The organism is Erythrobacter insulae (assembly GCF_007004095.1).
Lineage (GTDB): Bacteria > Pseudomonadota > Alphaproteobacteria > Sphingomonadales > Sphingomonadaceae > Erythrobacter > Erythrobacter insulae.
Genome location: NZ_VHJK01000001.1, coordinates 2,372,922 through 2,399,265 on the forward strand (window position 1 = coordinate 2,372,922; position 26,344 = coordinate 2,399,265).

At 55.2% G+C, this 26,344-nt stretch carries 25 protein-coding genes; 11 read left to right on the top strand and 14 right to left on the bottom strand.

The window, feature by feature from the left end; all coding sequences use genetic code 11:
- Positions 1–23 precede the first annotated feature (23 nt).
- From FGU71_RS11110 to FGU71_RS11120, 3 genes are all read left to right on the top strand, one after another.
- Positions 24–221, top strand: coding sequence for a CpXC domain-containing protein (locus FGU71_RS11110; RefSeq protein WP_142788628.1), 198 nt, complete (start codon positions 24–26; stop codon positions 219–221).
- Positions 222–546: 325 nt separating this feature from the next.
- Positions 547–1,908, top strand: coding sequence for an ATP-binding protein (locus FGU71_RS11115; RefSeq protein WP_142788629.1), 1,362 nt, complete (start codon positions 547–549; stop codon positions 1,906–1,908).
- 183 nt (positions 1,909–2,091) lie between these two features.
- Entirely contained in the window at positions 2,092–2,277 is a 186-nt protein-coding gene (locus tag FGU71_RS11120) for a hypothetical protein (protein ID WP_142788630.1), read from the top strand.
- Between the two features lie 651 nt (positions 2,278–2,928).
- Here the strand turns inward: FGU71_RS11120 and FGU71_RS11125 are convergent.
- The 3 genes from FGU71_RS11125 to FGU71_RS11135 form a co-directional block, all read right to left on the bottom strand.
- The gene (locus FGU71_RS11125; protein ID WP_142788631.1) at positions 2,929–3,489 is read right to left on the bottom strand and encodes a septal ring lytic transglycosylase RlpA family protein; all 561 of its coding nucleotides are present in this window, start codon (positions 3,487–3,489) and stop codon (positions 2,929–2,931) included.
- Positions 3,490–4,353: 864 nt separating this feature from the next.
- Positions 4,354–5,568 carry an argininosuccinate synthase gene (locus FGU71_RS11130; protein WP_142788632.1) on the bottom strand — a complete coding sequence of 405 codons (1,215 nt, stop codon included), beginning with the start codon at positions 5,566–5,568 and terminating at the stop codon, positions 4,354–4,356.
- Between the two features lie 42 nt (positions 5,569–5,610).
- Entirely contained in the window at positions 5,611–6,858 is a 1,248-nt protein-coding gene (locus tag FGU71_RS11135) for an SAM-dependent methyltransferase (protein ID WP_142788633.1), read from the bottom strand.
- Positions 6,859–6,943: 85 nt separating this feature from the next.
- On the opposite strand from FGU71_RS11135, the gene FGU71_RS11140 reads away from it, so the two are divergent.
- A complete protein-coding gene (locus FGU71_RS11140; RefSeq protein WP_142788634.1) occupies positions 6,944–7,384 on the top strand; it encodes a DUF1801 domain-containing protein in 441 nt (146 codons plus the stop codon).
- Here FGU71_RS11140 and FGU71_RS11145 read toward each other — a convergent pair whose 3' ends face one another.
- The 10 genes from FGU71_RS11145 to FGU71_RS11190 form a co-directional block, all read right to left on the bottom strand.
- Complete coding sequence (locus FGU71_RS11145; RefSeq protein ID WP_142788635.1) at positions 7,385–8,134, bottom strand: molybdopterin-dependent oxidoreductase; 750 nt, start codon at positions 8,132–8,134, stop codon at positions 7,385–7,387. It abuts the gene before it with no gap.
- Complete coding sequence (locus FGU71_RS11150) at positions 8,127–8,807, bottom strand: cytochrome b/b6 domain-containing protein (RefSeq protein ID WP_142788636.1); 681 nt, start codon at positions 8,805–8,807, stop codon at positions 8,127–8,129. Before FGU71_RS11150 ends, FGU71_RS11145 begins: the two co-directional genes overlap by 8 nt.
- On the bottom strand, positions 8,804–9,583 hold the full coding sequence (locus tag FGU71_RS11155; protein ID WP_142788637.1) for an SDR family oxidoreductase: 780 nt from the start codon (positions 9,581–9,583) through the stop codon (positions 8,804–8,806). The genes FGU71_RS11150 and FGU71_RS11155 overlap by 4 nt, the downstream gene beginning before the upstream one ends.
- Before the next feature lie 110 nt (positions 9,584–9,693).
- Entirely contained in the window at positions 9,694–10,035 is a 342-nt protein-coding gene (locus FGU71_RS11160; protein WP_407644412.1) for a glycine zipper 2TM domain-containing protein, read from the bottom strand.
- Between the two features lie 241 nt (positions 10,036–10,276).
- Complete coding sequence (locus FGU71_RS11165) at positions 10,277–10,927, bottom strand: MOSC domain-containing protein (RefSeq protein WP_142788638.1); 651 nt, start codon at positions 10,925–10,927, stop codon at positions 10,277–10,279.
- A complete protein-coding gene (locus FGU71_RS11170; protein ID WP_142788639.1) occupies positions 10,924–11,517 on the bottom strand; it encodes a class I SAM-dependent methyltransferase in 594 nt (197 codons plus the stop codon). Before FGU71_RS11170 ends, FGU71_RS11165 begins: the two co-directional genes overlap by 4 nt.
- Complete coding sequence (gene rlmN / locus FGU71_RS11175; RefSeq protein ID WP_142788640.1) at positions 11,514–12,758, bottom strand: 23S rRNA (adenine(2503)-C(2))-methyltransferase RlmN; 1,245 nt, start codon at positions 12,756–12,758, stop codon at positions 11,514–11,516. The genes FGU71_RS11170 and rlmN overlap by 4 nt, the downstream gene beginning before the upstream one ends.
- 45 nt (positions 12,759–12,803) lie before the next feature.
- Positions 12,804–13,274 (bottom strand): hypothetical protein, encoded by a 471-nt coding sequence (locus tag FGU71_RS11180; RefSeq protein ID WP_234035726.1) that lies wholly within the window; start codon positions 13,272–13,274, stop codon positions 12,804–12,806.
- On the bottom strand, positions 13,267–13,749 hold the full coding sequence (greB, locus tag FGU71_RS11185; protein WP_142788641.1) for a transcription elongation factor GreB: 483 nt from the start codon (positions 13,747–13,749) through the stop codon (positions 13,267–13,269). Before greB ends, FGU71_RS11180 begins: the two co-directional genes overlap by 8 nt.
- Before the next feature lie 9 nt (positions 13,750–13,758).
- The gene (locus FGU71_RS11190) at positions 13,759–15,723 is read right to left on the bottom strand and encodes a lytic transglycosylase domain-containing protein (protein ID WP_325053179.1); all 1,965 of its coding nucleotides are present in this window, start codon (positions 15,721–15,723) and stop codon (positions 13,759–13,761) included.
- A gap of 98 nt (positions 15,724–15,821) precedes the next feature.
- On the opposite strand from FGU71_RS11190, the gene dapA reads away from it, so the two are divergent.
- Positions 15,822–16,703, top strand: coding sequence for a 4-hydroxy-tetrahydrodipicolinate synthase (gene dapA / locus FGU71_RS11195; RefSeq protein ID WP_142788642.1), 882 nt, complete (start codon positions 15,822–15,824; stop codon positions 16,701–16,703).
- On the opposite strand, the gene FGU71_RS11200 is transcribed toward dapA, so the two are convergent.
- On the bottom strand, positions 16,700–17,770 hold the full coding sequence (locus FGU71_RS11200; protein WP_142788643.1) for a succinylglutamate desuccinylase/aspartoacylase family protein: 1,071 nt from the start codon (positions 17,768–17,770) through the stop codon (positions 16,700–16,702). The genes dapA and FGU71_RS11200 overlap by 4 nt on opposite strands.
- Before the next feature lie 133 nt (positions 17,771–17,903).
- Here FGU71_RS11200 and smpB point away from each other — a divergent pair, with 133 nt between their 5' ends.
- From smpB to recA, 6 genes are all read left to right on the top strand, one after another.
- Entirely contained in the window at positions 17,904–18,386 is a 483-nt protein-coding gene (gene smpB / locus FGU71_RS11205; protein ID WP_142788644.1) for an SsrA-binding protein SmpB, read from the top strand.
- 227 nt (positions 18,387–18,613) lie between these two features.
- Positions 18,614–19,129, top strand: coding sequence for a DUF2062 domain-containing protein (locus FGU71_RS11210; protein ID WP_234035728.1), 516 nt, complete (start codon positions 18,614–18,616; stop codon positions 19,127–19,129).
- 127 nt (positions 19,130–19,256) lie between these two features.
- The gene (locus FGU71_RS11215; protein WP_142788646.1) at positions 19,257–21,674 is read left to right on the top strand and encodes a response regulator; all 2,418 of its coding nucleotides are present in this window, start codon (positions 19,257–19,259) and stop codon (positions 21,672–21,674) included.
- Between the two features lie 104 nt (positions 21,675–21,778).
- Complete coding sequence (locus FGU71_RS14130; protein WP_234035729.1) at positions 21,779–23,284, top strand: DUF4139 domain-containing protein; 1,506 nt, start codon at positions 21,779–21,781, stop codon at positions 23,282–23,284.
- A gap of 10 nt (positions 23,285–23,294) precedes the next feature.
- On the top strand, positions 23,295–24,953 hold the full coding sequence (locus tag FGU71_RS11225) for a DUF4139 domain-containing protein (protein WP_185960279.1): 1,659 nt from the start codon (positions 23,295–23,297) through the stop codon (positions 24,951–24,953).
- A gap of 134 nt (positions 24,954–25,087) precedes the next feature.
- Positions 25,088–26,152, top strand: a complete 1,065-nt coding sequence (recA, locus tag FGU71_RS11230) for a recombinase RecA (RefSeq protein WP_142788648.1) — start codon at positions 25,088–25,090, stop codon at positions 26,150–26,152.
- The last annotated feature ends 192 nt before the right edge of the window (positions 26,153–26,344 follow it).

The window sequence follows — 26,344 nt, forward strand, 5'->3', positions numbered from 1 at the left end:
AGTTATTGCGCCAAGGAGATTGTATGCTGACCAACGAAATGTCCGTCCCGTGTCCCGATTGCGGGACAGCAATCCCCTTTACTCCGCAAGCTTTGATCAACGGAGAAAGCTTCTCCTGCCCAAGCTGCAACGCGAGCATCAGCCTTGGCGATCAGAGCAAGGATACAGTGAAAGCCGCGATGGATAAGCTGGACCAGCTGAAGGGCGGCGCTGGCGGTTAGAGTGCGGGGGGGCTGGGTTCCGGCGAAGGAACCGCACAGCTTTACTGGTGGGTTCACCGCTTAAGAAAGAAATGGGCCATAGGTTAGGTTACTTTGCCTGCCATTTGAAATAATGAGAATAGGCGGGCGGAATGGGTGCCGTTAAGGGTGCGAATAAGAGTACGCTAGACATGTGGAGAATCAATTGGCTTGTCTTGACGTTTAAGATTTTATCAGATGTCTCAGTCATTATTTCAGACGTCATTCACTCAGGCGATTTTTTTAATTTGATATTGGTGGCAGAGTATTATTATAAGTTTAGGCTTTCTGCCGCCTTGGAGTTAAGATGATACCACGAAAAATATTACAGTCTGAGGTGGAAGTAATTTTAAACCTCGAAGAAGGTCATTTCGCAGACTTAAAATCCAAAGATATCAGCCCCGCGAAGATTACACGTACTATAAGTTCCTTTGCAAATGCAGATGGTGGCGAGGTTTACATTGGTATAGAGGATAGTCCCAGAGAATGGCAGGGCTTCGCTACTTTCGAAGATGCCAATGGACTAATTCAAGCGCTGGAGGGATTGTTTCCACTGGGTAACGGCTTCGACTACACCTTTCTGGAGTCTGAAAGCTACGTTGGATACGTTCTAAAAGTGGAAACTCAGAAGTCGCACGATATTTGTGTTGCAAGCGATAACAAAGCCTACCTTCGCCGCGGTGCGCAAAATCTTCCACAAACTGACCAACCATCTTTGGAACGCTTAAAAAGAAATAAGGGTCTCGCCTCATTCGAAAGTGAGGTCTTAAATACTGATCCAGACGTGATAGTAGATTCTGAAGTTACAGAGCGGTTTGTTGCAAATGTCATTCCGTCGGCAAATCCTACTCGCTGGCTAAAGAAACAACAGCTTATACGCGAGGGTAAGCCATCGGTCGCCGGGGTCATGCTCTTTGCTGAAGAGCCACAAGCGCTTTTGCCAAAACGCTCTGGGGTTAAAATCTATCGCTATCAGACGCGGGATGAGAGCGAACGTTCCTTTCTGGTGTACGATCCAATTACGATCGAAGGCTGTGCTTACGACCTGATCAAGGAGGCCGTTTCAGAGACGGTGAGGCAGATCGAGGGTATTGAGATTATGACCTCCGAAGGGCTTGTGAGAGCTAAGTATCCCAAAGAAGCACTTCATGAAATTGTGACGAATGCCATATTACATCGCGATTACAGTGTGCCGGACGATGTGCATATTCGGATTTTTGACAACAGGGTGGAAGTTCAAAGCCCTGGTCTTCTACCTGCGCACATTACGCCACAAAACATTCTCCAAGAACGCTACTCTAGGAACGGAACGATAGTGCGCCTGATAAACAAATTTCCTAATCCACCGAATAAAGATGTAGGCGAAGGACTTAACACGGCTTTTGAAGCGATGGCCACTATGCGTCTAGTCGATCCAGTCATTAGGCAGCAAGGAATGAATGTTGTCGTGACTTTGAAGCATGAGTCACTCGCGTCTCCAGAGACGCTGATCATGCAATTTTTAGAATGCAACGAATTCATCGTGAACAAACAAGCTCGCGAAATCACCAATATCGGATCAGAAAACTCAATGAAGCACATTCTGCGAAAGATGGTCGATGCGGGAATGATTGACGTAGTGACCGGAAAAACCGTGTTTGATACAAAATATACTGGAAAGAAGGTCTAGTGTAGGCTGTCTGTTTGATCGAAGTCGATTTTCCTACTCGCCCAAATTACCCTAACTGAAAGAGTCCAAACGGCCCGCAGGGTCGCAAGCGCGACCGCGCGTCCGCAGCGATGCGGCCTTTAGGCCGTGTGAGCGAGGACATCGCACGCCGGATGGCGTGCGCAACAACAAGGACTCTCCACTATGCCCAAAACCTCACACCTTCCGCCCATTTCCCCGTCCTCGCATCCGCGCGACCGTGACGCCTACGCGCATCAGCGTGAGTGGCAGGCTCATATTGATGCGGGGCGCATTGGGCGGGGTGCTTCGATGACGCCGGAGCATCTTGCGCAGATCGCCCATAATGAGCGCGTGCTGCTTGGGCGATAATGCGCGGGGGTTGTGCTTGGTTGGGGTTGAGTGCCTCAGAGGTTTGACCAAGAGGTGAGGAGTTTTTTGTTTGGACCCTGCGGGCGGGGCACATCCGTGCCCCTAGCTTCCTCGCATAAGCTCGGGCGGGCAGTCGCCCTTGCACTCGCCTGCGGCTCGCGGCCATTCCAAGCCATAGGCCTCGCGCCCTGCGGCAAGGCGCGACCCCGCAAACTCGCGCCCAGACGCTTGGCACACCGCCGAAATGGAGCGGCGGAGCTCGGCTGCGCAGCAGCCGCAAGGCCGACCGGCCGCCCGCAGGCCCGCAAGGGCCGAGGACATCGCAGCGCGGATGCGCTTGCGGAAAAAAACGCGCAGCAGCCGCAAGCGCGACCGCGCGCCCGGAGCACCGAAGGTGCGAGGATATCGCAGCGCGGATGCGCTGCGGAAACAAAAAACGCGCAGCACGGCGCAAAGCGCCGCAAGGCCGACCGGCCGCCCGCAGCGCCGCAGGCGCGAGGACATTGCAGCGCGGATGCGCTGCGAAAAACAAAAAACGTCACCCGTCTCCTACACGGGCAAGTCTCTAAAAATGCACGATAAAGCTCTGTAGGAACCGGATGACACATCGCCGATCTGTCATCTGTTCCCTACAGGGGGTAGGCCGCTGAATTATTCGATAATTTCCATCTTCACGCTGGCGTGGCCGCGCGAAATCATGCCGAGTTTTCGGGCCGCGCCGCGCGACAAATCAATGGTGCGGCCCCGGATAAACGGCCCGCGATCGTTGATCCGCACAACCACGCTGCGGCCGTTGCGGGCATTGATCACGCGGACCTTCGTTCCAAAGGGAAGCGTTTTATGGGCCGCGGTCATCGCGTTCATATTAAACCGCTCACCATTCGCGGTCAGCCGTCCATGAAACCGGCGGCCATAATACGAAGCAACACCGGTCCCCAGATTCCGTGTGGATTCTTCGGGTTCCAAAGGCGGTTCAAACGCGTCGAGATCGACCGCGCTGGAAGGAACATTGAGATCGGGCCGGGATGTTGAGAACGGCTCGAACACGTCTGAAAACGGTGGTTCGGGCTGCGGATAGCTGGCGGACATCGGCGTTCGGTCAGAACCCGACGCGTCAGCATCGTCCTGCGCGGACAAACCCGTTGATGCGCAAAGCAGCGCGGCGAAGGGTGCGAGATGTTTCACCCGCACGGATCGTTTTCCTACTCCCATGGCCTGGGGGTATAGCGAGAAAAAGTGCTTCAGATCAAATACGGCCGGTGTGGACCAGCGCAAATGGCGCACTGAATTGCGCCGAAAGGATTCGAATTGCGATAAATTGAACGTCGAAAAGGGGGGAGGACCGCCGAATGATCAATAGCCCATAAGCAAATGGGGCCGGCATTGCTGCCGACCCCACTCTTACCAGGCGTGGTCATCGTTTCTCGCGCGTCCTCCGGCAAGCCGGTTTTCTCGCGTTCTTCAATGAGCTTGGCATCTGGTCTTGTCTTCGCATTTCCCGAAGGATCTGGAATTTCAATAACCAGCGCTCGCTCTGGCATACGACTTTCGCTTGCGGTCTACCGTGCTCGCTTTGTGCCGAAGCCTTCCGCCTGCACAGCTTCCCCTAGGGCTAAGCCGAGACCGATTGCCTGTTATTGCCTGCTTTCTCAAACGGCAGTTTCCGGTTTCACCCTTCCACTTCCTCGAATGCGGACCAGACCATTGGTCTTTCCGATTTCATCGCTTCGCACCTTCGTCAAACAAGTCAGCTTGCATTGAACCGAAGTCTTTTGCAGGCCATCCCTAAGAAAGCGCGTGGACAGATGTCATCGCATCTTCGTTACGTTAAAGTCCTTGTTAAACAATCCCTTGCGGGGTGCTTTTCAATTTCTTTTGTCCCGAAGACAAATAGAAAGTGCGCTCGATTCCGTGTTTCGGCAAGGGTCGGAGGAACGAGTTATCCACTTTTTGCAATATCACTTGTGGACGGCGGTGGAAAACTCAACAGGCCGTCGCAATTGCGCGACCTAAGCGCCATTGAAACTGGTGATCAGACATAATAGGGGCTTCACACCCGCATTTGGATCGCGAGTCTTAACGATCTCGCTTTGCGAGCAGTTTCAACCGCAGCGCATTGAGTTTGATGAAGCCTTCCGCATCATGTTGGTCATAAGCGCCAGCATCATCCTCAAACGTAACGTGCGCTTCGGAATACAGCGAATGAGCGGACTTGCGCCCGACCACACTGGCAACGCCTTTGTAGAGTTTAAGACGCACCGTACCGGTTACTTTTTGCTGGCTCAGATCGATCGCAGCCTGAAGCATTTCGCGCTCCGGGCTGAACCAGAAACCGTTATAGATCAGCTCAGCATAACGCGGCATCAGTTCGTCTTTGAGGTGCGCCGCGCCGCCATCGAGCGTGATCTGTTCAATGCCGCGGTGGGCGCGGGCGTAGATCTCGCCGCCAGGCGTTTCATACATTCCGCGCGATTTCATACCGACAAACCGGTTTTCGACCAGATCAAGCCGCCCGATGCCGTGCGTACGACCCAATCCATTCAGCGCAGTCAAAAGCGTAGCAGGCGACATTGCCTCGCCATTCAAAGAAATGCCGTCTCCCCGTTCAAAGCCGATCTCGATGTACTCGGGTGTGTCGGGCGCGTCTTCCGGATGATCGGTGCGCGAATAAACATAGTCGGGCGTTTCCTGCCACGGGTCTTCCAGAACTTTGCCTTCGGAAGAAGTGTGCAGCAGGTTTGCATCGGTGGAGAAGGGGGCTTCGCCGCGCTTATCCTTTGGCACGGCTATCTGATGCGCTTCTGCCCATTCAATGAGCGCGGTGCGACTAGTCAAATCCCATTCGCGCCACGGGGCTATGACATGGATATTGGGATCAAGCGCATAGGCGGACAGTTCAAAACGAACCTGATCGTTGCCTTTGCCTGTCGCTCCGTGGGCAATTGCATCAGCGCCTGTTTCATGGGCAATTTCGACCAGTCGTTTGGAGATAAGCGGGCGCGCGATCGACGTGCCGAGCAGATAATCGCCTTCGTACCGGGCGTTCGCGCGCATCATGGGGAATACATAATCGCGGACAAATTCCTCGCGAACATCCTCGATGAAAATATGTTCGTCAGGGATGCCCATGGCGCGGGCTTTTTCGCGGGCCGGTTCAATTTCCTCACCCTGACCAAGGTCAGCGGTGAACGTGACCACTTCCAGCCCGCGCTCAACGGTCAGCCATTTGGCGATGACGCTGGTATCAAGGCCGCCGGAATAGGCGAGAACGACGCGTTTGATATCGGACATAATGTGCTTTCTTATGGAGGCCGCGCGTTTGCAGCCGGCACTCTACTTGTCAAGCAAGCGGCGTTCCTCGGCCTCGATATAATCGCGGGTGATGGGAAGAGCGTGACGGCTGCGGACATACTGGATTTGATAATTGCACATACCGCCATGTTCGAAAACGGTTGCCGCGCCGGCAAGGTAGAACGTCCACATCCGGAAAAAGCGTTCATCATACATCGCAATGATGGCGTCTTTGTTGGCCACGCAGTTGGCGTACCAGCACCGCAAAGTCTTGCCGTAATGCAGCCGAAGGGTTTCGACATCGGCGGCCATGATTCGGAATTTTTCCGACGTTTCGACAGTCTCGGACAATGCGGGAATATAGCCGCCGGGAAAGATATATTTGCGCGTGAACGCGTCGGTCGAGCCCGGCGACCCGAGGCGGCCGATCGTATGAAGAAGCATTACGCCGTCTTCGCTGAGCAGATTCCCGCATGCTTCGAAAAAAGATTCAAATTGCGGCTGTCCAACATGTTCGAACATGCCAACGGAAACGATCCGGTCAAACTTTTGACCGGCTTTGGCAAAGTCACGGTAATCGACGAGTTCAAAGCTGACCTTGTCCGCCACACCGGCATCCGCCGCGCGTTTACGGGCGAGGGCAATTTGTTCTTCGGAGAGGGTAATGCCGGTAACATGGACATCGTATTGCTCCGCGAGGAATATCGCCATGCCACCCCAACCGCAGCCGATATCGAGCACTGTCTGTTTCGGCTTAATGGCCAGCTTAGCTGCGATATGCGCAAGCTTTGCTGTCTGCGCCTCGTCCAAAGTCATATCGTCATTTGGCCAATAGGCGCAGCTATACTGCCAATGCTTTTCATCCAGCATCAACGCGTACAGATCGTTGCCAATGTCGTAATGATGCGCGACGTTGTTTTTAGAACGAACCGCGTTGTTTAGCCTATCTGCGGCAAAACTGGCTTGATTGAGCAAACGCCGGACCAGATTGGGGCGCAGATTATCATCGCCCCGTTCCCATCTGTCGTTGGCCCGCAGAAGCGTGACGAGGCCCATTACATCGCCATCTTCGATAATCAGACGGCCATCCATGAAAGCTTCGGCTGCGCCCAAGCGAGGGTCCATCACGATATCGCGCGGTACTCTGTCATCTGCGAACCGGATTACGATTTCTGGAAAGCCGTCTTTAGCGGTCCCGTATGTCCGCGATGAACCATCCGCGAAAACCACGCCAAGCCTCCCGTGCGTGATTGCGCCCGAAAGAAATGTGTTAAGCAATGCGATGCTCATTATAATCTCTCCGTTTTACGAAGACTTTCTGATGCATCAAATGCCATCGCTTTGACGCTGTCAATATTCGGAGCAATAATGCGGTATGACGGACGCAAAAACACGACCAACCGAGATATCGGTTGAACAGTTCATCGAGAGTGTCGAGCCCCCGGCCAAACGGGAGGACGCAATGATTCTCGATGCGTTGTTTCGGGAGGTGACAGGCGAGCAGCCGCAAATGTGGGGCCCGACTATGATCGGATATGGCAGTTATCACTATAAGTATGACAGCGGGCGCGAAGGCGTTTCAATGCGTACCGGGTTTAGCCCGCGTAAAGCCAAACATTCGCTATATTTGATGGGCAGGTATTGCGACGAGCAAACCGGCAAAAAGGTTGATGCGCTGCTCGAAAAGATGGGCAAGCACAAGACCGGCGCAAGCTGCGTCTATATAAACAAGCTCGGCGATATTGATCTGCATGTGCTCGAAAAGATTATCGGCAAATGCTGGGATGCGATGAACAGGATGTATCCTGAAACGTGATCAGATCCCGGCATACCATTGGTAATTGCCGATATCTTCCCAGAACCCGCCTTTGCCGTCTCCGATATCGTCCAGGCTGGCCACTGCTTCGACACCGGTCAGATATTTGGCGTGTTTATAGCCAAGCTGCCGCTCTATTCTCATTCGAAGGGGGGCGCCGTTTTTCTCAGGTATGGCTTTGCCATTCATCAGATGGGCGACAATGGTCTGGGGATGATAGGCGTCGATCATATCCACGCTTTCGTAATAATCGCGCCCGTACAGCGTATCGGCGCAGCGAAAAACGATGAAGTTTGCCTGAGGCTGTACTTTCGCCTGATCAAGCAGCGTTGATAGCTGCGGACCTGTCCATTCCCCAATCGCGCTCCAGCCTTCGACGCAGTCGTGGCGCGTGATCTGGGTGCGCTGGGGCAGGGCGCGCAATTGTTCCATCGACAGGCTAAGCGGTACCTCAACAAGCCCGCTTACCGACAGGCGCCAGTTCGCAAACCCGTTGGCCAATTCCGATCGATATTGCGGCGTATCCACCGTTAAAGAGCCATTGCCTTTGAAGGTGGGTGAGCGATCCTCTGGCGCATATTCCGGTGCAAGACGCTGGCGCCCGGCAAGGGTCCTTTGCGCGGCGCGGTGCCAATCCTCTGCTGTATCGAAAAGGTCTTGTCCGGTCTCGCTGCCGGCAATCTTGGCGCAAGCACCGGTGCCAAGCGCGGCGATCCCGGCCAGCAGACTGCGACGTTTGATATCAGTCATGCTGGTCTCCTTTGCGTCGTCCGCCCGTGATCATTTGGGAAATTTGCGAGACTGGCCCGGACACGAGGACCATTACAATATGCACAAGGAAGAACGCGAAGATCGCCCATGAGAAGATGAAATGAAGGCTGCGTGCGGATTGCCGCCCTCCCAATGCTTCGATCAACCACGGTGCGGCCGGCTCGAATCCGGGGCTGATCGCGAGACCGGTAAAGATCATCATGGGCAAAAATATGCCCAAAACAATTCCATAAGATATCCGTTGGAGGGCGTTATATTTGCCATCATGATTGGTAAACTTGCCGCGTAGATGGGTATTGATCTCTGCAATAATGGATTTGGGGGACCACTCGCGCCGCGATGTCCGCAAATCGCGCCAGAAATGCCCGTTTGCAAGACTCCCCGCCCACATCGCCAAAAGCGCCATTGCAAACACCCACGCCGCCAAACTGTGCCAATCGCGAGCCGCAGCCAGATCATAGCGTTGGGGTAGGGTTGCCCAAGCCGGAAACCGCATCACACTGGTCCATGCGTCTGCTGGGTCGAAGCCGTAATTGCCCCAATACAGATATCGATGTGCATTCGAGATATTCAGCCCGGACATAAACAACACAATGAGAGCAACAGCATTCAGCCAGTGCCAAATACGCGTAAGTATGCCGTGGCGTTTCATGCGAGGTCTTTCTGCAACTTCGCGTGTTCTCTTGCGAGCCAGATCACATCGCGGTTCTGGTCCAGCAAATGCTGTCCGCTGTCGATGAATACCGTCTCCCCGCTCTGCAATGCTCCGCTGTTAAGAAACAGGGCGGCATCGACGATCTCGCTGGCATTGGTCTTTCGCTTGAGCAGGTTTAACCGGTGCGAAAGCTCGGTTTCGTCCTCGCTTTGGTCGTGGCTGGCGAGGATCGCGCCAGGTGCGATGCCGTAAACTCTGTCTTGATCGCCAGTGGGCGCCTTCGCGAGCATTTCAATAGTCGATGCAAGCGCGTGTTTTGACATTGTGTAACTGAAGAAATCAGGATTGGGATTGGCAAGCTTCATATCAGTAATCTGAATGACGCAGCGACCCGTAGAGCTTTTCGCATGAGCGAGAAAGGCTTGTGTCATGCGGGCAGGGGCGAGGGCATTGACTTGCATCGCTTCCCGGTTCGTTGCCGGATCAAGATTGGTTGCACCATCATAATTAAAAACCGAAGCGGAATTGATTAGGCACCGCCAGTTAGGCAGTCGATCAGCCAGTTCCCTGACCATTGCAACCGCCGCTTCATCATCGCTGAGATCGCATTGGACGGTCTCGGCAGTTTTTAGCTCCTCGGCCAAAGCCAATGCTGGCGCAGCAGATGAATTGTAATGGATTATGACATGCCAACCAGCCGCAGCAAAACCTTGGGCCAGTTCGGCACCAATTCGGGTCGCGCCGCCGGTTATGAGGACTGCTGGTAAGGTCATTGCGCCCAAAGGCCTACCAGCGCCTGTGCGGGCATTCAATCATGGCTAAGCGGAAAACGGCACCGCCGATCATGTCGATCAACGGTGCCGTGCGTAATTCCAAAGACAGATTAGCGGCAACGAATGGACCCGCGATCTATCTCGCGACCAAGCAATGCACCGACCGCACCGCCAAGCACCGCGCCCAGCGTCTTGTCCCGGGCAAGCTCGGATCCGGCCAATGCTCCGACACCGGCGCCGATAATCAGACCTGTCGTTCCATTGTCACGCTGGCAATAATATCTGCCGTCACGGCCACGCCACACGCGATCAGCGCGGGATATCCGGCGCGGTTCTACGTAGTAACCGCGGTCATCGTAAATGCGCCGATTGCGGTCCTTGGCTCGTTTGCCATAAGCCTTTGCATGTGGCGGCGGGTCCATCGTCAGGCCCGCCGAAGCATTTATCGACATAGCGGAAGTTATTGGAATATCTATGAATTCAGCAGCCTGCGAAGGCACACTGAGCGCGGTTAGCGATCCGGCGGCAGCGATCAAAGCGAGCGATTTCATATGCGTCTCCATGTATTTTTCCATGTATTTTTACAAAACTCGAGACGCTATTTATTCATCCAAAGGTAACGCAAGATGAACGGATGGCAATATCGTCCATCGACCAGTCAGGCCGTTTAGGAGGTGCGGCGAGATGATAATATCAGAGACTTTTGGCTAAAGCCTTTGCTCGTAATTTGGGGGCCAAGGTGGGCAATTGCGAAAGTTCGCGCAATTCGTCCGCTGTCCCTTTACCGGCGATCAACGCTTTGAAAGCTCGCTCAACTGACCATTCCAGATCGCCCGTTTCGATCCGTTCCAAAGGATCACCAGCCTTTGCCTCGCCGTTTTCCAACACTCGAAAATACCAGCCACACCGGGCGCTAGAAACGATTTTGGCCACCATGCCTACTGACGCGCTAACCGCCTCAAAGCGACGCTCGATTTTCCAGCAAGGCTGCCTCGGCTGGCTGATCTCGATCAGAGCGCTGCCCAAGCGGAACCGATCACCGATATGGACGTCCCTTTCAGTCAGATTGCGAACTGCAAGATTGGACCCGAATGCACCGGGTTCATCGAGCAGATTGATCGGACCGAGCATGTCCCGCCAAAACTCGTGATGATCAAGCGGATAGAGGTGAATTGCCATTTGAGGGCCGCCATGCACCCGCCGATCGGCCTGCTCATCGGGCGCAAATCCATCTTGAAAAATTTGAATCGTACCATCGCGCGGGCGCTTGGCGATGGCGCTCGTTTCTGCGCCGTTGAATGGGCGGGCTGTGCCCGTACAAATCGCCTCTACGGTCCGCTTCATGATTTCGTTACCGTCAACGCCATCCAATCGCGCTGCGTACCATCTGATGCCTTGCCGGCAAAAATATCCTCTGCAACGACAGCGAATTGCGCGGCGAAAAATGTTTCGCGCAGCCATTCGGGTGTTGGAAAATTATGCAGCCGGCCCAGCAAATCGCGGCCTTCGCCGTCGCCCAGTTTAAAACTCGCATAATGAAATCCGCCTGGCCGAATGGCGGTGTGGATACGGGTCAAGACGCTGGGCAATTCTGCCCGGGGGCAATGGAGCAGGCAGGCATGAGCCCAAATAGCGTCATACGCAGCATAGGCCGATAATTCGCTGAATTGCATAAGCCGTGCGTTCAAATCGTGGCGTTCATTCGCCTTTCTGACCATTGCCGGTATCCCGTCGGTCGCATCGATTTTGAACCCGCGCTCAATCATATGAGCGGCATCTCTTCCGCCGCCGCAGCCAAGCTCAAGGATTTCTGCAGCAGGTGAAAGCCGGTCTAGAAACGCATCGAGGTGGCGGCTTGGGCCAAGGGCCGGGTTGAGCGAATAATGCGGGGCCTGGCCCTGATAGAAATCGTAAGTGGCTTTATCGATGCTCACACGCCTTCGGGTGCCACCGCCGCTTCCCTGTCACGCTCTGCGCGGCTTTTCTTTTGCGCCGTCGTTTTCAGTTGTCCGCACGCGGCATCAATATCGCGGCCACGCGGCGTTCTTACAGGGGCGCTGATGCCATTTTCGAAGACGATGTTGGAAAAGCTCTTGATCCGCTCGGGCGTGGAGCATTCATATTCAGCGCCCGGCCAAGGGTTGAATGGGATCAGGTTGACCTTTGCAGGCAGATTAAATTGCTTGAGCAGCCGGACAAGCTCATGCGCGTCCTCGTCACTGTCATTTTTGTCCTTCAACATGACATATTCAAACGTAATCCTGCGTGCGTTCGATGCTTTCGGATAATCGGCGCAGGCTTGGAGCAGCTCTTCAATCCCGTATTTGCGATTGAGCGGTACAATCTCGTCGCGCACCGATTTTGTGACGGCATGAAGGCTGATCGCCAGATTGACGCCGATTTCGGCCGCGCAGCGCCCCATCATCGGGACAACGCCGCTTGTTGAAAGCGTGATACGGCGTTTGGAAAGGGCTAGCCCTTCGCCATCCATCACCAGCTTCATGGCATCGCGCACATTATCAAAATTATACAGTGGCTCGCCCATGCCCATTAGGACAATATTGGTCAGCAAACGGCCATCAGCCGAATAATGCCCCGTATCCTCTTCGTCTTCGAGCCCATCCATCCGGCCTTTGGGCCATTCACCCAATGCATCGCGCGCCAGCATAACCTGGCCAACGATTTCGCCCGGCGTCAAATTTCGCACCAATCGCATTGTGCCAGTGTGGCAGAATGTGCAGTTAAGTGTGCAGCCGACCTGGCTGGAAATGCACAACGTCCCGCGATCGGCGTCAGGAATAAAGACCATCTCAAAATCGTGGCCGTCATCGGTTTGGAGCAACCACTTGCGGGTTCCATCGGTCGAATGTTGGGCCTCAACAATGTTGGGCCGACCGACTACAAAACGCTCGTCCAACCAAGGACGCATGGTCTTGCCGATATCGGTCATCGCCTCGAAATCGGTCACTCCGCGATGGTAAAGCCAGTGATAAACCTGTTTTGACCGAAGTTTGGCTTGTTTGGCATCCAATCCGGCTTCCGCGAATAGCTCGAGAATGCGGGATTTGGGTAAACCCATCAGATCAACGCGGCCATCCGCACGCGGCGTGATATCCCGAGCGACAGGTACTGGATCCACCTGACCGGGGATCGACATGAGTTCATTGGTTGCCATGATTATCCGCGCATATAATAGCGCCTGCCTGATTTGACCAGACGGCTATAGTTCAGCGCAGCCGACAATCGCGGCGTCCATCGCGGTTGCTACGCCGCTCAGGTCATATCTATCCGATATTCCGCCGCCGGACACGCGCATCGCGCTTGCCGATCGGAGAGCGGCCACAATCGCTGCATCGGTCTGTCGATCGGCTGCCCATGCATTGCGGCCTTGGGCGACAAGTTCAAAATTGGTCGTGCCGATCCGGACCCGCAGCGAAGCGTTTGCCTGCGCCGCGCGTGAAAGCCGAAAATACACTTGATTGCGGATGTTCTGATCTGGCCATGTTCCGATACTGGCAAAGGAACCGTTTTTCGCAGTCCCGCGAGGTTTTGCGATGGCATAGCAACGCGGTGTTTCTGCATCGCGAAACGCGGCCCAATTCGAATAAACGCCGAGGCTGTCCTTTGCCGCGACAGGACCCGCAATTGCTGCAGCAGCGCCAAGACCCATAAGGCACAGCACGTTACGCATAATCAATGGCCATCACTTCCCACTCCTTTGCCCCGCCGGGGAGCTTGACGATTCGCAAATCGCCGACCGATGCGCCTTTCAGAGCTTTGGCCATCGGAGAGTTCCAACCGATCCTGCCCTTGTCCGCGTCTTGTTCGTCATCGCCGACCAGAGTGACCGTTCTTCTTGTGTCGTCCTCGTCTGCCAGTTTCACAGTCGCGCCGAAGAAAACCTTGTTTTTGTCGGGCTGATCAACCGGATTGACCACGCGCAAAGTTTTCATCCGGCGCGCAAGATGGCCCAATTCACGGTCGATTTCCCGCATCCGCTTTCGACCGTATAGATAATCGCCATTCTCGCTGCGGTCGCCATTGCCTGCTGCCCAGCTGACAATTTCAACGATCTCCGGGCGTTCTTTACCGAGCAAATGGTCATACCGCGATTTCAGCTCCGCCATGCCATGCGGTGTGATGGGAGGGCCCGGTTTGGATGCCATTACGGTCGGTTACGGAAGAAACGTATCGACCGTGCGCGGCATACCCGCCTGTTCGGGATACATGTGGGAATAGCTGACAGCGTTTCCGATGACCCGCATGATGTAATACCGAGTTTCGAAATTGGCCGGAATTTTCTCAACCCAAGTTACCCAATCGATTTCGCCTTTACGCGGGTCGCCGTTTAGCCGTAGCCATTGGTTCACGCGTCCGGGACCGGCATTGTATGCACCGACCGCCAAAGGATAAGCGCCGCCGTAATAATTCATCATCCGGGCAAAGTAGGAGTCGCCCAGGCGGATGTTGTAACTTGGCGAATTGATGAGGTTGGCCGACATATATTGCACGCCCAGCTTGCCTGCCTGTTCGCGCGCTGTGCCGGGCATGAGCTGCATAACCCCGCGCGCACCGGCATGGCTGACCCGGAAGCGGTCGAATTCGCTTTCCTGACGGCTGATAGCGTGAACCATGGTCCAGTCATTAACTTGCGGGACGTCTACGGTCGGGAAACCGATACGTTCAAATCCGGCGAGACCGTTTGCGCCTGCTTCCATGCCGACAACAACTGCCATTTCCTCCAGCCCCGTTTCGGAGGCGAGAGTATGGACAAGCATCAATTCCTGAGGCGTTTCAGCCGCTTCACCGATAGCCTCGAAGAACCGTCTCTCTGTACGCCAGTCTCGGCGGTTCTGCGCCATATGACGGATGGCCTTGACGATAGGCTTGGCTTCGAATTCTGCGCGGGTGGCAGCGTCAATCTGTAGCGCAGGAAGCTGACCGAAATCGGGCATGGTCTTACCCAGCGCCGCAATAGAGAGCTGACCGTAATAATAGTGCGGGTAAACCGCGGCCATTTCAAAATAACGGTTCGCTTCTGCTTGCATTCCGGCCTGCCGCGCGGCGCGGCCTGCCCAGTAAAAGCCTTTTGCCCGAGTAAGCGGCGTGCGCGCAGCCGAGCCATAGCGAGCGAATATAGGAGCAGCCCGGGCGCCATCGCCAAGCCGCCACAAGGCGTTTGTGCCGCCCATCCACATGAGATCGGTGTAACGATCGCGTAAACGGAATGAACCCTTTGAAATGTCCTCGCCCGGCACGAACAGATCATCAATCCTGCTCGCGATGCGCACCGTATCCGCAGCGCTCGCTCCTTTGGCGACGGCCAGCATATCACCGACCATGTCTTCTGCATTGAACGCAGGGGCATTGGCGTTCGGTCGACTGGAAAGAAGCTGAATCGCGTCAAAATTGCGATTCTTCGCGCGGTAGAAATTCACCAGATTGAAGACATATCCAGCATCGCTCAAAGCATCAGCGGGCACAGCCAAGCCGGCTTCCTGCGGCGTTGCTCCGCGGATCAACGCCAATCGCGCCATCGCCATTGCGCGCTGGCTTTCAGGGATGTTGATGATCTGACGCGCGGCCGCTTCGACGTTGCTCTGCCATAGCAGTGCGTCCATGCGTGCGGTGTGATCGTCCGCCGTAAATTGCGATCCGAATAGACCGAGCAGGTACGCCTCGGAAGGGCCGCTCATCGTGCCATCGCGCCATGCGCCGCGTGCGACAGTCAAGGCCTCAGAACGCTGCGCGCCTGCCAACGCAAGAGCATATCGGGCGCGTGCCGAATTGGTGAGCGGCGGATGCGCATCAAAGAAGCTGAGCAAGTCGGCCTGTCTTGGTGCCTCATTGTCGAGCGCGCTTTCTGCGCGCAAACGCAGTACGGAAGTGCGCGGGAAATCGGGATAGCGCAATGCAAAGCCGGCGTAATCGGTAAATCCCAATTCCGCGTTGGCATGCAGCAATTCCCACCGCGCCAACGCCGAATTCATCGCGCTTGGTTGCTGCGCAACCATATTTCCGCGCCTGTCGTCTCCGCTAATCTGCGCTGAAGACGGGGTTGAAAGTGCCGCAAAACTTGCTGTTGCAAGAGCGGCGAGGGCGATCGGATTTGTACGTATTTTAAAGGCCATGCTGGACATAATGCCGATGGGCTCCTTATCAGGCGCTGAACGTGTATGCAGCGGGACATCATTGCCCCCTGTTTTGAAACATAATTGACGTAACTAGGAATAAAGCAATGTTTAGCGGATCAATTCCCGCTCTGGCGACTCCTTTTCGCGATGGATCGTTTGACGAAGCGGCTTTTCGGCAATTGGTTGAATGGCAGATAGAGCAAGGCAGCGCTGCTTTGGTCCCATGCGGCACGACCGGCGAAGCCTCTACTTTGTCAAACGCGGAACATCACCGGGTGGTAGAAGTCTGTATTGAGCAGGCCGCCGGGCGCGTTCCAGTGATCGCAGGCTGCGGCAGTAACGATACAATCAATGCTGTTCTTCACATGACATTTGCAAAGAAAGCGGGCGCGGCCGCCGGACTGTGCGTGGCTCCCTATTACAATCGCCCCAGCCAGGCAGGGTTGATCGCCCATTTCAGTTATTTGGCGGAAAACACGACGTTGCCGATCGTATTGTACAACGTGCCGAGCAGGACTGTGACCGACATCGAAGACGAAACAGTCGTCGCATTGGTCAAAAAGTATCCTGATCGCATTGTTGCGATAAAAGACGCGAGTGGCGATCTTTCGCGTGTTGCCGATCACCGCATGGGCCTCAGTAAAGATTTTTGCCAGCTGTCAGGCAATGACGAATTATGGCTGCCGCACAATGCCGCGGGTGGGCGAGGCGCGATTTCGGTTACCGCAAATGTCGCTCCTGCACTGTGCGCCGAGTTTCAGGCCGCGATTTCCGCGAACGAACTGTCAAAAGCGCGTGAGCTCAATGATCGCCTGTTCCCGCTTCATTATGCGATGTTCTCAGATGCCTCGCCCGCTCCGGTGAAATACGCCCTGAGCCGGGTGCATGACTGGTTTCAGCCTGATGTTCGCCTGCCATTGGTCAATGCAAGTGAAGCTTCACGAAGAGCCGTGGACGAGGCGCTTGAGCATGCCGGGCTGATTTAGATAACTTCATCTTCATCCAGCAGCGTCTCTGCAAAACCTTCCGGGTCGCTCGACAGGATTGCTTCGTTCATGCCTTCAATTCGGGCGCCCACACGCTCAGGATTCGCAACGCTTGCGATATGAAACAAGGCGTCACCCTGATGCACAACGGGCAGCGTGGCATGACCGATTACGATCCCGTCGATAGGTGCATAAATTCCTTCCGGTTCTTCGCCGAATAATCCGACGACTGTGGCGAGAAGGTCTCCCTCCTGAACAGGGTCACCCGACGTTTTCGAATTATGAACGACCCCGCCTCTGGCAGACCGGACCCATTGGGTTTTCTTTGAACGCGCAGGTGAGCCTTTTGGTGCGGTGTTTTCAACGGCATCAATCATGCCGAGATGGCCCAGAACCCGCAGAACACCTGATGTTCCCGTCTCCATGGAAAAGTCATCGAACCTCAAGGCCTCTCCAGCTTCGAGAAGAAGCATCTCAACGCCTTCCGCCTTTGCCAGAGCGCGCAGGGAACCCTCCCGCACGGGGCTTTCGATGACAACGGGCGCGCCAAACACCATGGCGAGCTCTGTTAATCGCTCGCTGCCGGCATCAATTCGAATTTGCGGCAAATTGTATCGATGGACGGCCGCAGAGTGGATATCGATCCCCAGAGATGCACGACTGACAATCTCGCTGAAAAAGACATGCGCGAGCTGCCCAGCCAGCGAACCATTGGCGAAGCCGGGAAATGACCGGTTAAGGTCACGCCGGTCGGGCAGATATCGACTGTGGCTGATAAATCCGAAAATGTTACTCACCGGGATCAACATGACCGTTCCGCTAAGTGATTGCGGATCCAGTTCCTGGATCAGGCGCTGAACAATAGCGGTGCCAATGATTTCATCGCCATGAATCGCTCCGCTAACGAAAACTATCGGGCCGGGTTTCGATCCGTGGAAGACGCGCACGGCGAGATGGGAGTTGTAGCCTGTGACCATTGTCGTGATCGGGATCGACACATTCTCTGCGGTGCCGGGCGCAACAGATTGGCCGGCTATTGTGAATGGGGCCGGTTGCGGCTGATGCATTTCTTATCTCCACGGTCGCGCTCGATGCGCAGGCGAAACCCTTACCCCGTTTTGATGAGAGCGGTCGAGTGAATAGCGCAAGTCGCCGCAGGGGCTTTGCGAAACCGGAAACAATGCCTATGTCGCGGCAATCATGGCACGCCCGAAACCACCCGTTTTTGACAAACAGAAAACCGTCGCGGAAAATCGTCGCGCGCGGTTTGATTATCACATCGAAGACAAGTTTGAAGCCGGTCTGGCTTTGCACGGTACCGAGGTGAAAGCGTTAAGGGCGGGACAGGCGACAATCGCCGAAAGCTATGCCGAAGTGAAAGACGGCGAGGTTTGGCTGATCAATTCCAACATCCCGGAATACAGCCACGGCAACCGGCTTAATCATGAACCACGCCGGCCGCGCAAATTGCTGCTCAACGCCCGTGAAATTGGCAAAGTATTCGGAGCAGTTGAGCGGAAAGGCATGACGCTGGTCCCGCTATCGATATATTTCAATGGAACGGGCAGGGCCAAGGTCGAACTTGCGCTTGCCAAAGGCAAGCAGGCCCATGACAAACGCGCATCTGTAAAAGAGCGCGATTGGAAACGGGACAAGGCGCGTTTGATGCGCGACCGGAGCTAAAAAATTACAGCAGTTTGCCGAGAGCGAATTAAGCCACTGGTCAGATGCCCAAGGCTACCCATATGGAACTTTATGGCTGCTGCTCCGATTCTTGATGACGCCACCTTGCGTCCGTTCTTTTGTAAGAGCAGAGAGCCGTTCCGGCTATGAGACCTGCGCGCAAACCTTCGAAGTCAAAAACTTGGGCTGCGGACTTGATCCGCAAATTCATGCCCAAACGAGAAGAGATGGCACGCAACAAATATCTGCGGCCAATCGCGCATCGTTTTCTTACCCCTGAATTGTGGCGGTTTACGCGGCGTTCTGTACCGCGCGGTGTCGCTCTGGGCCTTTTCTCGGCGTTTATTATTCCGGTGGGGCAGATATTTCTGGCTGCCTTTCTGGCCTTGCCGTCGCGTGCAAATGTGCCTCTGGCTGCGCTTGTGACGTTTGTAACTAACCCGTTCACAATCGCGTTTTGGGCGGTCCTCGCAAACAAAGTGGGTCAGTTCATGTTGCAACTGGATGCAGCAACCACGGGCGTTGCATCGGAACAGTTAGAGAGCGGCGCCTGGCAATGGGTGATCGATGCGTTCCAGGTCGCAGGCGTGACAGTGGTCGGATTTCTGGTCTTGGCGATTGTCTCCTCCACTGCGGGATATCTTCTATCCAGCGCGATATGGCGCATCCTAGTTGCACGTAGGCGGGCAAAACGTTTGAAACAGATGGAAGCCCGCCTCGACCAGCGCCTAAACGCGAACTAGAGTTAGCAAGCTTCGCGCAGTCGCCGCGATTGTAATGATTTGGGATTGAGCGCACTTGGCCGGGTGGGATAAATTGCATTTGGATGGAGGAGGACCGGCGATTGCAGGTCTCTCTGGCCGTTCGCTTATGTTTGGAGCCATTCTCGCGGCATTGCTCGTAAGCGCAGGTTTGCTTTTCGCAGTGACGGGCGATGGCGTGATTTCCCTTACATTCGCGCTTGGGCTTTGCGTATTGCTTGGCGGATTATTTGTATTCGATAAAGCAAGATCAGAGCCAGAGGCTGCGACCGATACCGCGCCTGATTGGGCTGTTACCTTTGCGGCCATTGATGCCGGCGATGATGGCACGGCAATTGCGATTACAGATCGGGCAAACCGGCTGGTTTGTGCCAATACCGTTTTTGTCGAAACGTTCGGTGTCGGCAGCGCACCGCCCTCATTGCCATTGGAACGCGCCGCGCTCGAGGCGATGACTCGTCTCGCGAGAAAGGCGTGGCGCGATGGATCAGGCCAGTTGGAGGAAATGTCTACCGCATCCACTTTGGAGGACTGGCGCGTAAATGTGACGCGCGCCGGACGCGGCGAGGATCATTTGATCTGGAGGTTTGTAAAACTTCAAGGAGACGCCGCCGACGCGATCGAAGATATTGATCTGTCTGGGCCGTTTGGCCGGATGCTGAGCCGAGCGGGAATTGAAACGTCGATCATTACGGCAGGCGGGGTTGTTCGATCTGTCAGTGCCGGGTTCGCCGAACGCGCTGCGGGAGACGCAACCGCGACGCTCGCCGGTCAGGATTTCGTGTCGTTCCTTAGATCTGACGACCGCGACCGGATATTCTTTTCGCGCGAAGGGCGGGGCGGTACGCCTCAGACGCTGGTGGATGTGCCTTTGCTGGACCCGGTTGTTGCACGGTCGGCGGAGCCAGACGCCAGTGCGACATTGATGCTTTTGATCGACAGCGGGGTCGGCATTGGCAGCGGCTGGGATGGCTCGGCGCAGGCCGGAGTTGCTCAGCTGGAGGCTTTGCTTGCACAGCTGCCATTGGGCCTCGCGATGACGGACCGTGATGGACGGTTTCTGTTCGGGAATGAAGCATTCTTGCGGTCTGTAGAGCGCGAAGGAAAAGGGCTTCCGGCATTCCCGACCGATCTGGTGGTGCGCGAAGACAAGGCCGCGCTGTCCGATGCGGTGCGCCGTCACGGCCGAGGCCCTGCGACCAGCGGCGACATTCCTGTGCGGCTTACGTCTCAGCCCGAAGAAACCGTATCTCTCGGCCTTGCTGGGGTGCGTGGATTGGGTGATGCGGCGGTGCTGCTTAGCCTGACCGATTCCAGCGAAGAAGCGCAGCTGAAAAGGCAAGTGGCGCAGGCGACAAAGATGCAGGCTGTCGGGCAGTTGGCCGGCGGCGTTGCCCATGATTTCAACAATGTCCTCACTGCGATAATCGGTACTTGTGATCTCATGTTGCTGCGCCATACGCCGGGTGACAGTGATTATGATGATATCCAGCAGATCCGGGCTAACTCTAACCGCGCTGCCTCGCTAACGCGTCAGCTGCTCGCGTTTTCGCGCCAGCAAACCTTGCGGCCAGAGATATTGCAGCTGCCTGACGTCGTGAGCGAAGTAGGTCCGCTCATAAAACGGCTCTTGGGCGAAAAGATCAACTATTTTGTCCAGCATGACCGCGATCTTGGTGCGGTGCGGGCCGACCCGCAGCAGCTTGAACAAGTCATTATGAACCTCGCCGTGAATGCGCGCGACGCCATCCAGTCCAACGGCAGGGGTGAAGGCCGTATTTCGCTGCTTACACGCAGCATTCAGGCCAAAGAGGTCTTGAAACTGGGCTCTGAAATTTTGCCGCCTGCCGATTATACGGTCTTAATCGTTCAGGACACCGGCGGCGGTATTCCGGTGCATGTGCTCCCGAAATTGTTCGAACCCTTCTTTACCACCAAAGAAAAGGGGAAGGGCACTGGCCTCGGGCTGTCGACGGCATACGGTATCGTGAAACAATCAGGCGGCTTCTTGTTCGCAGATAACATTAGCGATTCAAATGGTCTGCAAACGGGCGCACGCTTTACCGTCTATTTCCCGGTTCACCGCGGTGAAGCGCCCAAACGCCGGCCAGCGCCGGAGCCTGTATCCTCGCAATGGTCTGGCGGTGGCAAGATCTTGCTTGTCGAAGACGAAGACATGGTACGCGCGGTTGCGGAACGGGCTCTGGCGCGGGCGGGATATGAAATCACAGCATGTCCCGGCGGCGAAGAAGGATTGGAGGCAATCACCGAAGGCGGTGAATTCGATCTTATCGTCAGCGACGTAGTGATGCCCGGTATGGATGGACCCGCGATGGTCCGCGAAATTCGGGCCAGCAATCCGCATTTGCCTGTGCTGTTTATGTCCGGTTATGCCGAAGAGCAGCTTCGTAAGGATATCGATATTCCAGACATGCACTTTATCGCCAAGCCGTTCAGCGTCGCGGAAATAAGCGACAAGGTATCGGCGGTGATGCAATCGTCTCGATCAGGCGCTGCGAAGGATTGAAATCAGCCTTCCGGATTATGAACCGTCGATCCAACCGCTGTTCATTGCGCATATTGTTTCACGCGCTATCGTGTCCGGCAAATGATCGCTGGGGAGGGTCCAACATGAATACCAAGTCATATCTGCATGTCGTAAAAGTCGCCGCTTTGGCCGCAAGTGCGCTGGGTGCGACGGGCGCTTTATCGCAAGGCGTGCCTGATCCAGACCAGACCGCTCAAGGTGACGTCTCGGTAACAATCTACAACAACAATCTCGCCCTGATTCAAGATGTGCGTGAAATCGAGATTGCGCGAAATCGCAGCAAAGTAGAGTTTCCCGATGTTTCGGCGCGTATTCAGCCCGAAACACTCAGCTTCTATGCGCCCGGCACAACCATCATAGAGCAGAACTTTGACTTTGACCTTCTGACGCCGACGAAGCTGATGGAAAAAGCGATTGGTCAAACGGTCACGCTGCTGCGAACCAATCCTGCAACCGGAATAGAAACGCGTGAGCGTGCCAAAGTGCTTTCGACCGCAGGCGGTGTGGTCGTGCGGATTGGCAACCGGATTGAAGTGCTGCGTGACGATGGCCTTCCAGTGCGCGTTATTTTCGACCGTGTGCCGGCCAACCTGCGCGCTCGACCGACTCTTTCTGTGAATATCGATAGCCAGCGTGCTGGCTCACGTCCGGTTTCGCTGCGGTACCTGTCAGGCGGTCTGGGCTGGTCGTCGGATTATGTCGCGCTTTACAATGAGGATAGCGATACGATCGACATGCAAGGCTGGGTCACGCTTACCAATCAGACGGGCACGACGTTTCATAACGCCAACACGCTTCTGGTCGCAGGCAATCCCAATGGATCGGGAAGGCGGCCCTTTGGTAGCACTCGCGGAACTATCAATCCGGGAACTCAAAGCGCGAACCGGGAGCGGCTTGGGGATTTCTACCTTTATCCGATTACAGGGCGCACAACGATAGCAAACGCGCAAACGAAACAGGTCAGCTTTCTGGACGTCCAGGGCGTTCCTGCGCGAAAAGTCTACACACGCGATATCGGGTGGCGCAGTAATGACCGAAACCCTGTCAACGTTACCAGCGCAATTGCGTTTTCCTCGTCACGGGATCAGGGCCTCGGCGATGCACTGCCTGCTGGTACAGTCCGCTTCTACCAGCGGGATAGTCAGGGAACGCCGCAGTTCATTGGCGAAAATTCGATTGGCCATACGCCAATGGGCAGCGAGCTTTCGCTCGCGACCGGCGATGCTTTCGATATTACGGTTCAGGCCGAGGTTGAAAAACGTGAAACGATAACGTCTTCGGAGTGGGAGCGGTCAGCCCGTTACCGCGTCATCGAAGAGGGCGAGGTGGTTCAACAAGTAGATGTCGAGCGGCCCAGACAATTTTACCGCACGACCATGCGGTACACCCTTACCAACGCGAAGAATGAACCGATTGAGGTTGATTTGACTCAAAGCGGGTTAAACCGGTCTTGGTGGGCCAATGATTACCGTGTCGTGAGCGAGGATATCATAGGCGAGCAGATCAATTACGATCGGCGCAAATGGATTGTCCCGGTTCCTGCTGAAGGTGAACGGGTCATTCGGGTCACTTTCGAAACGCGTTATTGAGTTCGCCGAGATGCCGAACGCTATGCGCTTTGCTGGACTCTTCTTGTTTGCTGCTTTGTCCTGCGTGAAGGCATCGGCGCAGGAGCGGCAAGTCGTCGATGCGTCTGCGCCGACGGATATTTCGGTCACAATCTATCGCGATCCCACGCGCGGTGTGGGTGATGAAATGGATGCCGATTGGCCCGAAGGCTTCGCTATGATCAGCGAAACCCGCACCGTCACGCTTCCGGTCGGCCATTCCACCATTCGTTTCGATAATGTCGCCGAAGGCATGGTTGCGGTCAGCGCAATCGTAACCGGTCTGCCGGGCGGCACGATTGAAAAGAATCGCAATGCTGAGCTTTTGTCGCCGGCGGCGCTGGTGAACGGGGCGCTCGGTAACAGGATCACGGTAACCCGTACCAATCCAGCCACCGGCGAACCGGTTTCGCAGCAAGCGATTGTGCGAACGAGAGCGGATGGTGGTTTGGTTCTGCAATCAGGCGCTGGTTTTGAAGCGGTACGCTGTGCCGGTATTCCCGAAACCCTTACATTTGACGCCGTGCCATCGGGCTTATCTGCGAAGCCCGTTTTCTCCATCGATACGCAAGATGATAGCGGCGGCACCTTTGATGTCACCTTGACCTATCTCGCGTGGGGCTTTGATTGGCAGGCGGACTATATCGCCATCCTCAACGAGAAGCCGGGGCCTGGCGATAACAATTCCCAAGAGTTCCAGATGAGCTTGCTTAGCTGGCTTAGTCTGGTGAATGACAATGGGCAGTCATTCGAAGATGCCCAGCTTTTGGTTGTTGCGGGTACCCTCAATATCGAAAGCGATTTTGAAGGTTTGGCTGATCCGCCCGTGGCGAGCCCGCTGCGCCTTACCTGTTACCCCCTAGGCAGTACGAGCATAGGCTCTCCCGTCCAAGATTATGGATCTCCGCGTCCGCTTCCTGCGCCTCCACCCATGGCTTTTCAAGATGCCGCGCCGATCATGGTAACAGGCAATCGCAGTGCGAAAGCCAGTATGATGGCGGCGGGCACGCCTTCTGTGATGTCTGCATCTGAAGAGCAGCTGGGCGATCTTAAGCTGTACCGCGTTCCCGAACGCGTCACCGTTTCAGCGCAGGGTTTGAAACAGGTCGCCTTTCTCAATCGTGAAAATGTGCGTGCCCGGTTGCTCTATATCTATGCATGCAGCCCTTATTCGTGGCGCGCTCCCGATAGCGATTTTGTGAATGCAGAAATGCAATTGGTGACCAAGAATAACGAGGAAAAGGGATTAGGCATCGCTCTGCCACAAGGTAAAATGACCCTGTATGAGGCCGGCGCATTTGGTCTGCAGGTTGTGGCACGTACGGATCTACGCGATTATGCCAGCGGCCAAGACATTGAATTGGACCTGCCGCAGAGCAACCAGGTCAACCTCAGTTGCGGCAGGATCGAAGAAGAGCTCGATCCAAATAATATCGGGACGAAATGGGTCAAAATGAGCGCTGACATTCGCAACGCCAATCCTCACGACATCAAAATCCGTCTGTTGTTAGGCGAATCGGGTCAATGGGACATTCGTGCAAGCGGTGCAAAGCAGCAGGTGAAGAACGGCTTTGATACGGTGGAATTGACAATTGCCGCCAACTCGACCCGTGAATTCCGCTGGAAAATTCGCAGTTACATGCGGGATTGAACCCCAAAACTGCTAATCCAACAAAAATTTTGTTCCGCACTTGTTCTTGTGGAACAAATGGAATACATACTGTCTCAACAAGGGGGCGGTCGATAATTCCTGATCACCTCTAGGCAAGTTAAGGAGGCCGTGCGATGGCTACTAATCTTAAGTTGGTAGATAAGGAAAAATCCGTGGATCGTTCAAAGGCGCTCGACGCCGCGCTCGCTCAGATTGATCGTGCATTCGGCAAAGGTTCGGCGATGAAGCTGGGCTCTAAAGAAGCGATGGAGATCGAAGCGATTTCCACCGGTTCGCTCGGCCTTGATATTGCACTTGGTATAGGCGGTCTTCCAAAGGGCCGCGTTGTTGAGGTGTATGGCCCGGAAAGCTCGGGTAAGACGACTTTGGCTCTGCACGTTATTGCAGAAGCACAGAAGGCTGGCGGAACAGCGGCATTTGTCGATGCCGAACATGCGCTTGATCCAGTCTATGCCAAAAAGCTTGGCGTGGACATTGACGAATTGATCGTTTCTCAGCCTGATACTGGCGAACAAGCACTGGAAATCACAGATACACTCGTGCGCTCGAACGCTATCGACGTGTTAGTGGTCGACTCTGTCGCCGCACTTGTTCCCCGTGCCGAAATCGAAGGCGAGATGGGCGATTCTCATGTTGGTCTTCAGGCGCGGCTTATGTCTCAATCGCTGCGCAAACTTACAGGATCGATCAATCGCTCCAAATGCATGGTGATTTTCATCAACCAGCTGCGCATGAAAATCGGTGTGATGTACGGTAACCCTGAAACAACGACCGGCGGCAACGCACTCAAATTCTATGCATCGGTTCGCCTCGACATCCGCCGTATCGGCCAGATCAAGGACCGTGATGAAGTGATCGGCAACTCCACCCGAGTTAAAGTCGTGAAGAACAAGGTTGCCCCTCCTTTCAAACAGGTCGAATTCGACATCATGTATGGCGAAGGCGTCTCGAAGCGCGGGGAAATTCTTGATCTTGGCGTAAAGGCGGGCCTCGTTGAGAAATCCGGTAGCTGGTACTCATATGACAGTGTTCGCATCGGGCAAGGACGCGAAAACTCGAAGACGTATCTGAAAGAAAACCCTGAAGTTTGCGACCGGTTGGAAGCTGCTATTCGCGGCCGAACCGACGAGGTCGCCGAGGAAATGATGGCGGGGCCGGACGCGAACCCCGACGACTGATCCTCAAGCGGGCTGGGCTGCGATCGCTGCAGCGCCCGGAAAACCGGAAAACCGGCGTCTGCCTGCCCATCCCAAGGGCGTTGGCAACGCCGGTTTTTCTGTATTTATGGCTTCCGTGCGGCTGATCAAATGTGCAGCTTATCACTGACAATGCACTCTGTGGCTTGTCGACGCGCGGTCCATTGCCTAACT